This is a genomic window from Streptomyces sp. NPDC030814 (genome assembly GCF_055572155.1).
In genome coordinates this window covers 206,924-220,880 of record NZ_JBVIDX010000008.1, presented here as the reverse complement: position 1 = coordinate 220,880, position 13,957 = coordinate 206,924, and the positions used below count along the sequence as shown (strand labels likewise).

Here is a 13,957-nt window from a genome sequence, read left to right as displayed (position 1 = left end):
AGCCGGCGGGTCGCACCGGGTACGGATGACGAGCCGGCGGGTCGCACCGGGTACGGATGACGAGCCGGCGGGTCGCACCGGGTACGGATGACGAGCCGGCGGGTCGCACCGGGTACGGATGACGAGTCGGCGGGTCGCACCGGGTACGGATGACGAGCCGGCGGGTCGCACCGGGTACGGACGACGAGCCGGCGGGTCGCACCGGGTACGGACGACTGAGCCCGCGGGTCGCACCGGGTACGGCCCGTGCCCTCAGCGCAGGGCGGGCGCTCCCTTGAGCTGGCGTCCGGTGACCATCTCCGACGCGATCCGTACGAACACCGGGTCCCGCAGGGGCATCCAGGAGGCGGGGCCGACCTGCGACAGCCGCTCGTGCTCGGCGGGATCGGTCACCGTGGTGGCCCGGCCGGTGACGACGACGCTCCAGCCCGACCGGGTCGCCGCGTCGAACTCGTCCGCCTCGAAGGCGACGACGACGCCGTCGATGGCGCGGACCAGGTCGGAGCCCCGCGAGGTGCGCAGCAGAACGGAGCCGTCGGTGTCCAGGGAGAAGTTGACGGGGAGGACCGCGGGCAGGGCCTGCCGGGTGTAGACCACGCGGCCGACCGGCACCTTGCCGAGCAGGCGCCCGCACTCATGCCGGTCGAGTGCGCGAAAAGCGTCGTTCTGGAACATCAGTTCATCGTCCACATGGACGCACGCCGCGGATAGGGCCGATCGGCCCTACCCCTGGTGGGGCGGGGAGGGCGGCGGGGCGAATCCATGGACCGTTGGCGAATCCATGGACCGTTCGTCCAAGGGCAGGGACCCATGGCCCATGCGGCGGACGGGAGCGGACGCGGACATTGGTGAGTGGATGCCGTTCCGCAGGCGTTGGGTCTGCGGCGCACGTGCGATCCCCGGTGGCGCAGTACCACCATGAGGACGAAAGGGACGGACAACATGGTCCAGCCGTTGAAGTCGAAGAGCGGCGGTTCACCGTCGGGTACGCCGGTGTCCGCCCGGGCGTGGCTGATGCTGGCCCTGGCCACCACGGGTTTCGCGCTGAACTTCTGGGCGTGGGCGCTGCTCAGCCCGCTCGGCCCCCGGTTCAAGGAGAACCTCGACCTTTCGTCGTTCGAGCAGTCACTGCTGGTGGCGGTTCCGGTCGTGGTCGGCTCCCTGGGCCGTATCCCGGTGGGCGCGCTGACCGACCGGTTCGGCGGACGGGTCATGTTCCCGGTCGTGTCGGCGGCAACCATCGTGCCGGTGCTCTCCATCGGGCTGGTCGGCCACTCCTCGCTCGCCGCGCTCCTGGTCGGCGGGTTCTTCCTCGGTATCGGCGGCACGGCCTTCGCCGTCGGTGTGCCCTTCGTCAACGCATGGTTCCCACCCGAACGGCGCGGGCTGGCCATCGGCGTCTTCGGCGCGGGCATGGGCGGCACCGCCATCAGCGCCCTGACCACCGTGAAGCTGGTCGACGCGAACAGCATGTCCACCCCGTTCCTGATCACCGCGGCGGTCCTGGCCGTGTACGCCGTGACCGCCGCGCTGCTGCTGCGCGACGCACCCGGCCGCACCGTGCCGACCGCGTCGCTCGGCCGCCGGCTGGCCGCCACCGCCCGGCTGCCCATCACCTGGCAGGCGTCCGCGCTGTACGCCGTGGCGTTCGGCGGATATGTGGCCTTCTCCGTCTACCTGCCCACCTACCTCAAGACCGGCTACGGCCTCACCCAGGCGGACGCCGCCAACCGCATGGCGGGCTTCGTGCTCCTCGCGGTGGCGATGCGCCCGATGGGCGGCTGGCTGTCCGACCGGGTGGGCCCGGTGCGGGTGCTGGCCGGCTCGCTGGCCGTGGTCGTCGCCGGGGCGGTCGTGCAGTCCTTCACCCTCCCCCTGGCGCCCGTGGGCACCGTCGCCTTCCTGTCCATGGCCGCCGCGCTCGGCGCGGGGAGCGGGGCGACCTTCGCGCTGGTGGCCCTGATGACCCCGGCGGCCCAGGTCGGCTCGGTCACCGGCGTGGTCGGCGCGGCAGGCGGCCTGGGCGGCTTCCTGCCGCCGCTGGTCATGGGCTCGCTGTACGGCGCGTACGAGTCGTACGCCATCGGCCTCGCGCTCCTCGCGGTCGTGGCCGCCGCCGCACTCGCCTACACCCTCACCGGGGTGCGGGCCGCGGCCGAGGGCGGCGAGCGACGGCCCCGTTCGGGTCACCGCAGCGGGCACGGCACCACCGCCGGCACGACCGCGTAAGGCACCCGTACGGGACCGCGCAACACCACACCACGCACGCCGCGTACCCCCGCTCATCACCAGCGGGGGTACGCGGCTTTGCCGACGCGAGCGTGACGTGTTGCTCTTGGTGTGGCTGTCGACCCTCACCAAGACCGCGGTCGTGGAGTCGTGCGCAGCCCGAACCGATCGCAATTCGAACGGGTATTCGGTACCCGGGGCGGAGTGGCACGGTGAGCACGGAGACCAGCCCGGAACGAACGCGGGCAGGCATGGACAGCGAGCTGGCGGAGGCGCTGGTGCGCAGCCGCCGGTTCTTCACCCGGGCGGAAGTATCCGACGACCTGCGCACCCTGCACCGAAAGGGCGGCCGGCAGGCGGACGATTTCTACCGGGACCGCTGGTCGCACGACAAGGTGGTGCGCTCCACGCACGGCGTGAACTGCACCGGCTCGTGCTCGTGGAAGGTGTACGTCAAGGACGGCATCATCACCTGGGAGGCCCAGCAGACCGACTACCCCTCGGTCGGCCCGGACCGACCCGAGTACGAGCCGCGCGGATGCCCGCGCGGGGCGGCCTTCTCCTGGTACACCTACTCGCCGACCCGCGTCCGCCACCCGTACGTCCGCGGCGTCCTGCTGCAGATGTACCGGGAGGCCAAGGCCCGCCTCGGCGACCCGGTGGCGGCCTGGGCGGACATCGTCTCCGACCCGGAGCGTGCCCGCCGCTACAAACAGGCGCGCGGCAAGGGCGGTTTGCTGCGGGCGAGTTGGGACGAGGCGGTGGAGATGGTCGCCGCCGCCCACGTGCACACCATCAAGGAGTACGGGCCGGACCGGCTCGCCGGGTTCTCGCCGATCCCGGCGATGTCGATGGTCTCGCACGCGGCCGGCGCCCGCTTCTACTCACTGCTCGGCGGGGCGATGCTGTCGTTCTACGACTGGTACGCCGACCTGCCCGTCGCCTCGCCGCAGATGTTCGGCGACCAGACCGACGTACCGGAGTCGGGAGACTGGTGGGACGCCGGATATCTGATCATGTGGGGCTCGAACCTCCCGGTGACCCGGACCCCGGACGCGCACTGGATGGCGGAGGCCCGCTACCGCGGGCAGAAGGTCGTCGCCGTCTCACCCGACTACGCCGACAACGTGAAGTTCGCCGACGAGTGGCTGCCGGCCCAGCCGGGCACCGACGGCGCCCTGGCGATGGCCATGGGCCATGTGATCCTCAAGGAGTTCTTCGTCGACCGGGCCACGCCCTCCTTCACCGACTACGTCGAGAAGTACACGGACCTGCCCTTTCTGATCGCACTCGACGAGGCCGAGGACGAGCCGGGCACCTATCTGCCGGGCAAGTTCCTCACCGCCGCCGACCTCGGCGGCGCGTACGCGCAGGCCGAACACGCCGAGTTCCGCACCGTCCTGCTGGACGCGGCCGGCGGACGGCCGGTCGTACCCAACGGCACCCTCGGCGACCGCTACGGCGAGTCCGGCACCGGCAAGTGGAACCTGGACCTCGGCGACACCCGGCCCCTGCTGTCCGCCGACGGCGGCGACGAGGCGCCCGTCGCGGTCGATCTGCCGCGCTTCGACGCTCCCGACGGCAGCGCGGGGCGGCTGCGGCGCGGTGTACCGGTGCGGCGGGTGGCGGGCCGTCTGGTGACCACGGTGTTCGACCTGCTGCTGGCCCAGTACGGCGTGGCCCGCGACGGCCTGCCCGGCCGGTGGCCCATGTCGTACGACGACGCCTCCGAGCCCTACACCCCGGCCTGGCAGGCGGCGATCACCGGAGTGGACGCGGGGCGGGCAGCCCGTATCGCGCGGGAATTCGCGGCCAACGCCGAGGAGTCGGGCGGCCGTTCCATGATCATCATGGGTGCGGGCACCAACCACTGGTTCCACTCCGACACCATCTACCGCGCGTTTCTGACGCTGACGACGCTGACCGGCTGCCAGGGCGTCAACGGCGGCGGCTGGGCGCACTACGTCGGCCAGGAGAAGGTCCGTCCGATCACCGGCTACTCGGCGATCGCGACCGCCGCCGACTGGAACCGCCCGGCCCGCCTCATGATCCAGACCGCGTACTGGTATCTGCACAGCGACCAGTTCCGCTACGACCCGTTCTCCGCCGGCACCCTGGCGCCAGCGGGCCGGGGAAGCCCGTTCGCGGGGAGGACCACCGCCGATGTGATCGCGCAGTCGGCGCGGATGGGCTGGATGCCGTCGTATCCGACCTTCGACCGCAACCCGCTGGACCTGGCCGACGAAGCCGACGCCGCGGGCCGTGAGGTGGGTGCCCACGTCGTGGAGGAGCTGAGGTCGGGCCGGCTGCGGTTCGCGGGTGAGGACCCGGACGCGCCGGAGAACTTCCCGCGGGTGCTGACCGTGTGGCGCGCCAATCTGCTGGGGTCCTCGGCGAAGGGCAACGAGTACTTCCTCAAGCATCTGCTCGGCACCGACTCCTCCGTCCGGGCCGTCCAGGCGCCGCCGGACGCCCGCCCGACGGACGTGGTGTGGCGCGATGAGGCCCCCGAGGGCAAGCTCGACCTGCTGCTGACCCTGGACTTCCGTATGACCAGCACGACCGTCTACTCCGACGTGGTCCTGCCGGCCGCGACCTGGTACGAGAAGCACGACCTGTCCAGCACGGACATGCACCCCTTCGTCCACGCGTTCAACCCGGCGATCGCCCCGCCCTGGCAGACCCGCACCGACTGGGACGCCTTCCACACCCTCGCCAGGGAGTTCAGCCGCCAGGCCGCCGACCACCTCGGCGTCCGCAAGGACGTGGTCGCCGCCCCGCTGCTGCACGACACACCGGACGAACTGGCCACCCCGCACGGGAAAGTGCGCGACTGGAAGGCGGGGGAGTGCGAGCCGGTTCCGGGTCGCACCATGCCGAGGCTGGTCACGGTGGAGCGCGACTACGGCGCCGTCGCCGAGAAGATGGGCGCTCTCGGGCCGCTGCTCGACAAACTGGGCGCCACCACCAAGGGTGTCACCTTCCGCCTGGACAGAGAACTGGACTACCTGCGCCACAAGAACGGCGTCGTGCGCGGCGGAGCGGGCGACGGCCGCCCGTCGATCGCGCATGACACACAGGCGTGCGAGGCGATCCTCGCGCTGTCCGGCACCACCAACGGCCGCCTGGCCACGCAGGGCTTCCACACCCTCGAAGCCCGCACCGGCACGCGGCTCGCGGATCTGGCCGCCGAGCACGAGGGCCGGCAGATCAGCTTCGCCGACACCCAGGCCGCCCCCGTCCCCGTGATCACCAGCCCGGAGTGGTCCGGCTCGGAGGCGGGCGGGCGCCGCTACTCTCCGTTCACCATCAACGTCGAGCGCCTCAAGCCCTGGCACACCCTCACCGGCCGCCAGCACTTCTACCTCGACCATGACTGGATCGCCGCCCTCGGTGAGCAACTGCCCGTCTACCGGCCCCCCTTGGACATGGACGTCCTGTTCGACGAGCCGCGCCCGGGCGACGTCGGGGAACTGGGCGTGACCGTGCGCTACCTGACCCCCCACAACAAGTGGTCCATCCACTCCGAATACCAGGACAACCTGTTCATGCTCTCCCTCTCCCGGGGCGGCCCCACGATCTGGATGAGCACACAGGACGCGGCCAAGGCCGGGGTGCGGGACAACGACTGGGTCGAGGCCGTCAACCGCAACGGTGTCGTCGCCGCCCGCGCGGTCGTCTCGCACCGCATGCCCGAGGGCACCGTCTACATGCACCACGCCCAGGACCGCCTGATCGACGTGCCCCGCACGGAGACCACCGGCCGCCGCGGCGGCATCCACAACTCCCTGACCCGCCTGCTGATCAAGCCGACCCATCTGATCGGCGGCTACGCCCAGCTCTCCTACGCCTTCAACTACCTCGGTCCCACCGGCAACCAGCGGGACGAAGTGACCGTCATCCGCCGCCGCGCCGACCAGGAGGTGACGTACTGATGCCCCGTGGCGAAGGCACCCTCGGACGCGTGATGGCCCAGATGGCCATGGTGATGAACCTGGACAAGTGCATCGGCTGCCACACCTGCTCGGTCACCTGCAAACAGGCGTGGACCAACCGCACCGGCGTCGAGTACGTGTGGTTCAACAACGTCGAGACCCGCCCCGGCCAGGGTTACCCCCGCCGCTACGAGGATCAGCACACCTGGAAGGGCGGCTGGGAGCTGAACCGGAAGGGCCGCCTGGCCCTGAAGGCCGGCGGCCGGTTCAAAAAACTGATCCAGATCTTCTCCAACCCGGTGCTGCCGTCCCTCGACGACTACTACGAGCCCTGGACCTACGACTACGAGACACTGACGAACGCCCCGCTGCAGGACCACACCCCCGTCGCCCGCCCCAAGTCCCTGATCAGCGGCGAGGACATGAAGATCTCCTGGTCGGCGAACTGGGACGACGACCTCGGCGGCTCGGTCGCGACCAGCGAGCGGGACGTCCTGCTGAACGAGGTCTCCGAGAAGATCAGATTCGAGTTCGAGCAGACCTTCATGTTCTACCTGCCACGCATCTGTGAGCACTGCCTCAACCCGTCCTGCGCGGCCTCCTGCCCTTCCGGCGCGATCTACAAGCGGGAGGAGGACGGCATCGTCCTGGTGGACCAGGACCGCTGCCGGGGCTGGCGGATGTGCGTCACGGGCTGCCCGTACAAGAAGGTCTACTTCAACCACCGCACCGGCAAGGCCGAGAAGTGCACCTTCTGCTTCCCGCGCGTCGAGGTCGGCCTGCCCACCGTCTGCTCAGAGACCTGCGTCGGCCGGCTGCGCTACATCGGCCTCGTCCTCTACGACGCCGACCGAGTCCTCGAAGCGGCATCCACCCCCGACGACACCGGCCTGTACGAGGCCCAGCGCCGGGTGTTCCTCGACCCGCACGATCCGCGGGTGGTCGCCCAGGCGGAGAAGGCCGGCATCCCGCGGGACTGGATCCACGCCGCCCAGCGCTCCCCGGTCCATGACCTGATCAACACCTACAAGGTGGCCCTTCCGCTGCACCCGGAGTACCGGACCCTGCCCATGGTCTGGTACATCCCCCCGCTGTCCCCGGTGGTCGACGCCGTACGCGACACCGGCCACGACGCCGAGGCCCACCACACCCTCTTCGCCGCCGTCGACGCCCTGCGCATCCCCGTCGACTACCTCGCCCAGCTGTTCACCGCCGGCGACCCGGCCCCGGTCGACGCGGTCCTGCGCCGCCTCGCCGCCATGCGGTCCTACATGCGGGACATCAATCTCGGCCGGGAACCCGATGCCGCGATCCCCGAGGCCGTCGGCATGAGCGAGGAACAGATGTACGACATGTACCGGCTGCTGGCCCTGGCCAAGTACGACGAGCGCTATGTCATCCCGCCCGCCCACGCCGAACAGGCCCACCGGCTCGAAGAGCTCGCCACGGAGTGCAGCCTGGACTACGAGGGTGGTCCCGGAATGGGAGGCTCCGGCCCGTTCGGCGAGACCTCCGGCGGCGCCGCCCCCATCGCCGTGGAGAACTTCCGCGCCCTGCGCGACCGCCAGACCTCCGACACCCACGCGACTCCCACCGACAAGGCCACCCGGCTCAACCTCCTCAACTGGGACGGCAAGGGCTCCCCGCCCGGCCTGTTCCCCGACCGTCCCTCCGGCAGCCCAAGCGGCGTCGGCGAGGACCGGAACGAGGAGGCCGACCCGCAACCATGAGAGCCCTGAACAGGAAGAGCGCACGAGCCGTCCGCATCGATGACTGGCATTCCCCGGCCTGGCAGGCCCAGTCCCTGCTGCTCGCCTACCCCGACGAGCAGTTCGAGCAGCGCCTGGACCTGGCAGGCCGCGTCGCCGACACCCTGCCGGACCCCGTCGCCCGCCCCCTGCTCGGCTTCACCGCCCACGCCGGGCAGACCCCTCTCGCGGACCTGGCCGCCGCCTACGTGGCCACCTTCGACCACCGCAAGCGCTGCTGCCCCTATCTGACCTACTACGCCCACGGCGACACCAGGAAGCGCGGAAGCGCTCTGCTGCGGCTGAAACAGACCTACGCCGCCGCCGGCTGGCGCCTGGCCGACGACGAACTGCCCGACCATCTCGCCGTCGTCCTCGAATTCGCCGCCGCCGATCCGGTCACCGGAACACGCCTGCTCACCGAATACCGAGCGGCCCTGGAACTCCTGCGCCTGGCCCTGAACGACGACGGCTCACCCTGGGCCCACGTCCTGGACGCAGTCTCCGCCTGCCTGCCGGCCCTCGCTGGCGACGACCGCGCGGCCATCGCGCGCCTGGCCGCCGAAGGGCCGCCCGAGGAGCAGGTCGGCCTCGACCCCCACACGTCCCCGGTGTTCCTGCCCGACCCCGTAGGAGGAGGCCCCCGATGACCGCCCCCGCGCAGCCCCTCATTCTGGCGGCCGAGACCGGCACCGGCGGCCTGCTGCTGTGGGTCGTCCTGCCGTACGTCGTCCTCGCGGTGTTCGTCCTCGGCCACATCTGGCGCTACCGCTACGACAAGTTCGGCTGGACCACCCGCTCCTCCCAGCTGTACGAACGGCGGCTGCTGCGCATCGGCAGCCCGCTGTTTCACTTCGGCGTCCTGGTCGTGCTCCTCGGGCACATCGGTGGACTGCTCATCCCCGAGAGCTGGACCCAGGCGGCCGGGATCAGTGAGGACGCCTACCACGTGACGGCCGTGGTCCTCGGCACGGTCGCGGGCGTCGCCACGGTTGGCGGACTGGCCATCCTGATCTACCGGCGCCGTACCGTCGGCCCGGTCTTCTCGGCCACCACCGTCAACGACAAGGCCATGTACCTCTCCCTGACGGTGACCATCGGGCTCGGCCTGGCCGCCACCGTGGCGGCGAACGTCGTGGGCGGCGGCTACGACTACCGGGAGACGATCTCCCCCTGGTTCCGCTCGATCTTCACCTTCCAGCCCGACCCGGCCCTGATGACCGAGGCGCCCATGCTGTTCCGGCTCCACGCGCTCAGTGCGCTGCTGCTGTTCGCCTTCTGGCCCTTCACCCGCCTCGTGCACATGGTCACCGCGCCGCTGGGCTATCTGACCCGCCCGTACATCGTCTACCGCAGCCGTGAGACGGGGCTCGGCGCTCGTGCCCCGCGTCGCGGCTGGGAACGCGCCGGATCATGAGCCGCCGGTGACCTCGGGCAACCGGAATCGCCGGACCGCACCGCGGGCCCCCGCCCCCGGGCGGTGTCATCTGCCGCGCAGCGCCTCGATGACCCGGGCGAACGCCTCCATGTTCGGCTCCAGCACCGTCAGATAGGTGAAGCCGTACCGTTTCCGCTGCGCCAGCACCTGTTCGACGATCTCGTCCAGCGTCCCCACGAGGACCAGCGGCAGTCGCAGGACCTGCTCCTCGCTCAGATGCGGGATGTGCCCGAGCCACGGCTGCACGGCGGCGCCACGGTCCTCGGTGAACTCCACGAGCTGGATCAGCAGATTGAGCTCGGCCGGCTCCTCCCGGCCGGAGGCGATCTCGTGGTACCGGCCGACCCGTTCGTCCAGCTCCTCCGCCGTCAGCGCCTCCAGCGTGCCGCTCGCCCCCGGCCGGGCGCCGGTGAACGCCGCGATGTCCGCGTGCTCGGCGGTGACCCGCAGCATCCGGTCGCCGTTGGCCCCTATGAGCAGCGGCACGGCCCGCTGCGCGGGGCGCGGCTCGTGTTCCTCGGAACCAAGGAGCCGCCGTAACTCGGCGATGGTGCGCACGAGATGGTCGACGCGCTCGCGCGGAGCCCCCCAGGGCAGGCCCGCCTTCTCGTGCTCGGCCGGTACGTACCCCGTGCCGAGCCCCAGCTCCAGCCGTCCGTCGGTCAGCGCGTCCGTCGTGGCCACCTCGCGCGCCAGGAGCGCCGGGTTCCAGAAGCCCGCGTTGAGCACGAACGTGCCGACCCGCGGCCGTTCGGTCGCCCCGGCCGCGGCGACCAGCGCCGGGAACGGGGCCGGCATGCCCAGATGGTCGGGAACCAGGATCACGTCGTAGCCGAGCCGCTCGGCGCGGCGGCACTTCGCACGCCACTCCTCGGCCGAGGTCGGATTGAGCAGACTGACTCCGAAACGGAACGGGCGCGGCATGAACTCTCCTCACCGACCGGGGATGTGAGCCTGGCGTCCCGGTGAGTACACCACCCGGGCGCGCTCGCTGCCAGCACGCCCCGCGGCCATCGCCGGTGTCACTCGTGCGCGATCGCCGCCAGCACGTTCATGCGCGACGCGCGCAACGCCGGCAGCAGGGCGGCCACCACACCGACCACCGCCGAGCCGATCACCACGGCGACGACCGTCCCCCACGGGATCGCCAGCGCCTTCATGCCCTGGAGCGCCAGCACCTGCTGCACGCACACCCCCCACACCAGCCCCAGCGCCAGCCCCAGTACCGCGCCGAACACGGCGATCACCACCGACTCCAGCCGGATCATCCGCCGCAACTGCCGCCGACCGAGACCGATCGCGCGCAGCAACCCGATCTCACGGGTGCGCTCGACCACCGACAGGGCGAGGGTGTTGACCACGCCCAGCACGGCGATCACGATCGCGAGGCCGAGCAGCGCGTACACCAGATACAGCAGCACGGCGATCTGGCCGCGGACCAGCTCCTTGTAGTCGGCCTGGTCACGCACCTGCACCTGGGGGTACGCGTCCAGCGTCCGCTCCAGGTCGGCGCGCAGCTCGTCGGCGCCGACCCCGGAGGCGGCGTTCACGTACAGCGCCGAGTCCTGGCCGTCCGGGACGTACCGCTCGATGGTGCCCGTCCCGAAGTACAGGCCGCCCTGCATCCCGAAGCCGTCGGCGGTGTCCTGGTCGGTGAACGCGGCGACCTTCAGCTCGGCGTCCTTCCCGCCCGGGAACCGCACCGGGACCGTGTCGCCGATCGTCACGTCGTGCTCGCGTGCGAAGTCCACGTCCATGCCGATCGCGCCGTCGGCCAGCGCGGCCGCGCTGTCGCCCTCGGCGTAGGTGACGTTCGCGACCTCGTCGAGCCGGGGGTCGTAGGCGGCGGCGGTGGTCTCGATCCGCTTGCCGTCCGGCAGCCGGACGGCGATGGGCGCGAACCGCTGCCGTACGACGAGGCCGGCGCCCTCGGTGGCGCGGACCTTGTCGGTGACCTCCTGGGGGAACGGCAGGAAGTTCTGGTTCTGGACGACGAAGTCCGCGCCCAGCGTCTTGTCGATCTCGTTGTCGAACGACTTGGTCATCGAGGCGCTCGCCACGGACATCCCGGCGACCAGCGCGAGCCCCACCATCAGCGCGGCGGCGGTCGCTCCCGTACGGCGCGGATTGCGCAGGGCGTTGCGCTGGCTCATCCGGCCGACGGAGCCGAACAGCGCCGGGAACGCCCCGCCGAGGACCCGGATCACCGGCCGTACCAGGAGCGGTCCCGCGATGACGGTCGCGATCAGCGTGAGGACGACACCCAGGCCGAGCAGCGAGGCCGCCGAGCCGGTGTCCGACGACAGCGCGCACCCCACGAGCGCGGCGGCGCCGGCCGCGCCGACGACCGCGCCGACCACCGCCCGCGTCCTCAGCGGCCGGCCCACCCCGGCGATCTCGGCGTCCGTGAGCGCCGCCATCGGCGACACGGTCGCCGCGCGCCGCGCCGGCAGGTACGCCGCCACGAAGGTGACGCCGAGCCCGACGACGTACGCCGCGATCGGCGTTCCCGCGCCGACCACCATCTCGGTGGACTTCAGGTTCATCCCGAAGGCCCCCATGAGCTCGATCAGCCCGGAGGCCAGCCCGATGCCCGCGGCGAGGCCGAGCGTCGAGCCGACCAGGCCGAGGAGCGCCGCTTCGGTGAGCACGGACCGGCGCACCTGCCGCCGGTCGGCGCCGAGGGCGCGCAACAGACCCAGCTCACGGGTGCGCTGGGCGATGAGCATCGAGAAGGTGTTGACGATGAGGAACACCCCGACGAGCGTGGCGATGCCCGCGAAGCCGAGCATCACGTACTTGATGACGTCGAGGAACCCGCCCAGCGAGGCCGCCGCCGAATCGGCCTGTTCGTCGGCGGTCCGGTACTCGTACGTGCCCGGTCCGAGAGCGGCGGCGATCCGCTCCTTCAGCTGGGCGTCGCTGACACCTGGTGCCGCGGTCACCGAGATGCCCGTGGCCGCGTCCGGGTCGCCCAGCAGCCGGGTCTGAGCGGTCGGGGTGTCGAGGAAGACCAGCGCGGCACCGGGGTTGGTGGTGGTGAAGGTGGCGATGCCTACGACCTCCACCTTGAAGGACCCGGGGGCGGCCAGCACGGTGAGCGTGTCGCCGATCTCCACGTCCTTCTTCTTCGCGGTGTCCGCGTCCAGCAGCGCCTGGCCGGGGCCCTCCGGCGCGTGTCCGCTGGTCAGCTCCACCGGGCTGCGGTCGGTGAGGTACCAGTTGGTGGCGATGGTGGGGGCGCCCGTCGTCGGGCCCACCGACTCGTTGTCCCGGTCGACGACGGTGATGTTCTCCACGGCCGCGTCGACATGGGTGTCCGCGACGCCGTCGACCTTCGCGACCCGCTCCGCGAGCGAGGCCGGCACGGTGTCCACCGCCCCGGACGGCAGCTGCCCCTCCAGGTCGTCGTCCTTGGGACCGACGGTGACGTCGGCCGAGGTGGAGGCGAAGAGCCGGTCGAAGGTGCGGGTGACCGTGTCCGAGAAGATCAGACTGCCCGCGACGAACGCCACGGACAGGATGACGGCCAGCGCCGAGAGCGCCAGCCGCCCCTTGTGCGCCAGGAAACTCCGCAGGGTCGCCTTCAGCACGAATCTCAGTCCTTGTCGAGGTCGGTGGTCCCGGTGGTGTGCGCGTCGGCGCGGGCGCCCGCCCCGTCCGACGCCGTCGCGAGCGGGTCGCGCCCGGCGGGCTGGGCGCCGCTCCCGCTGAACAGGCGCATGCGTTCGAGGACAGCCTCGGCCGTGGGATGCTCCATCCGGTCCACGATCCGCCCGTCGGCGAGGTAGAGCACCAGGTCGGAGTGGGCGGCGGCCCCCGGGTCATGGGTGACCATGACGACGGTCTGCCCCAGCTGGTCGACGGCCTCGCGCAGGAAGCCCAGCACCTCCAGTCCGGCCCGTGAGTCGAGGTTGCCGGTCGGTTCGTCCGCGAAGATCAGCTCGGGCCGGGAGGCGAGCGCGCGGGCGCAGGCGACCCGCTGCTGCTGGCCGCCGGACAGCTGCGACGGCCGGTGTCCCAGCCGGTTCCGCAGCCCGAGCGTGTCGATGACCTGGTCCAGCCACTTCTCGTCGGGCTTCCGGCCCGCGATGTCCATGGGCAGGGTGATGTTCTCGGCCGCGTTCAACGTCGGGATCAGATTGAACGACTGGAACATGAAGCCGACGCGGTCCCGGCGCAGCCGGGTCAGCTCACGGTCCTTGAGCGCGGTGATCTCGGTGTCCCCGAGCCACACCTGCCCGGCCGACACGGTGTCGAGCCCGGCCAGGCAGTGCATCAGCGTGGACTTCCCCGAGCCCGAGGGGCCCATCACCGCCGTGAAGCGGCCGCGCGCGATGTCCACGTCGACCGAGTCGAGGGCGAGCACCGTCGTCTCACCCGAGCCGTACGCCTTCGTCAGGCCCCGGGCGCGGGCGGCGACACCGTCGGCTTCCGCGCGGCCGAGGGAGTACTCAGCGGCAGCAGTGGACAAAACGGCCTCCATGCTCGAACCAGTTCGCATTCCGGGCGTTCTCGGACGAGCCTAATGTGATCCAGTCCACACCGGGTATCCCCCCGAAGTCCGAGGCGGTCTCCGTCGCAGGTCGGGCGCCGGATGTCGGTGT

9 protein-coding genes are annotated in these 13,957 nt (G+C 71.3%); 5 read left to right on the top strand and 4 right to left on the bottom strand.

Annotation, left to right across the window (positions count from 1 at the left end; translation table 11 throughout):
* Positions 1–252 precede the first annotated feature (252 nt).
* Entirely contained in the window at positions 253–675 is a 423-nt protein-coding gene (locus tag ACZ43N_RS19420; RefSeq protein ID WP_468098880.1) for a pyridoxamine 5'-phosphate oxidase family protein, read from the bottom strand.
* A 339-nt stretch (positions 676–1,014) separates the two neighbouring features.
* Here ACZ43N_RS19420 and ACZ43N_RS19415 point away from each other — a divergent pair, with 339 nt between their 5' ends.
* The 5 genes from ACZ43N_RS19415 (at position 1,015) to narI (ending at position 9,329) form a co-directional block, all read left to right on the top strand.
* Positions 1,015–2,229: a nitrate/nitrite transporter gene (locus tag ACZ43N_RS19415; RefSeq protein ID WP_468099054.1), complete on the top strand. Its 1,215-nt coding sequence runs from the start codon at positions 1,015–1,017 to the stop codon at positions 2,227–2,229.
* Between the two features lie 251 nt (positions 2,230–2,480).
* Positions 2,481–6,164: a nitrate reductase subunit alpha gene (locus ACZ43N_RS19410; protein WP_468099053.1), complete on the top strand. Its 3,684-nt coding sequence runs from the start codon at positions 2,481–2,483 to the stop codon at positions 6,162–6,164.
* Positions 6,164–7,894 carry a nitrate reductase subunit beta gene (gene narH, locus ACZ43N_RS19405; RefSeq protein WP_468098878.1) on the top strand — a complete coding sequence of 577 codons (1,731 nt, stop codon included), beginning with the start codon at positions 6,164–6,166 and terminating at the stop codon, positions 7,892–7,894. Before ACZ43N_RS19410 ends, narH begins: the two co-directional genes overlap by 1 nt.
* A complete protein-coding gene (gene narJ / locus ACZ43N_RS19400; RefSeq protein ID WP_468098877.1) occupies positions 7,891–8,562 on the top strand; it encodes a nitrate reductase molybdenum cofactor assembly chaperone in 672 nt (223 codons plus the stop codon). The genes narH and narJ overlap by 4 nt, the downstream gene beginning before the upstream one ends.
* Positions 8,559–9,329 carry a respiratory nitrate reductase subunit gamma gene (narI, locus tag ACZ43N_RS19395; RefSeq protein ID WP_468098876.1) on the top strand — a complete coding sequence of 257 codons (771 nt, stop codon included), beginning with the start codon at positions 8,559–8,561 and terminating at the stop codon, positions 9,327–9,329. The genes narJ and narI overlap by 4 nt, the downstream gene beginning before the upstream one ends.
* Positions 9,330–9,395: 66 nt before the next feature.
* Here narI and ACZ43N_RS19390 read toward each other — a convergent pair whose 3' ends face one another.
* The 3 genes from ACZ43N_RS19390 to ACZ43N_RS19380 all read right to left on the bottom strand — a co-directional run bounded on the left by ACZ43N_RS19390 (position 9,396) and on the right by ACZ43N_RS19380 (position 13,824).
* The gene (locus tag ACZ43N_RS19390) at positions 9,396–10,274 is read right to left on the bottom strand and encodes an LLM class F420-dependent oxidoreductase (RefSeq protein WP_468098874.1); all 879 of its coding nucleotides are present in this window, start codon (positions 10,272–10,274) and stop codon (positions 9,396–9,398) included.
* 98 nt (positions 10,275–10,372) lie between these two features.
* Positions 10,373–12,943, bottom strand: coding sequence for an ABC transporter permease (locus ACZ43N_RS19385; protein ID WP_468098872.1), 2,571 nt, complete (start codon positions 12,941–12,943; stop codon positions 10,373–10,375).
* 5 nt (positions 12,944–12,948) lie between these two features.
* Positions 12,949–13,824 carry an ABC transporter ATP-binding protein gene (locus ACZ43N_RS19380; RefSeq protein WP_468098870.1) on the bottom strand — a complete coding sequence of 292 codons (876 nt, stop codon included), beginning with the start codon at positions 13,822–13,824 and terminating at the stop codon, positions 12,949–12,951.
* Positions 13,825–13,957: the final 133 nt, after the last annotated feature.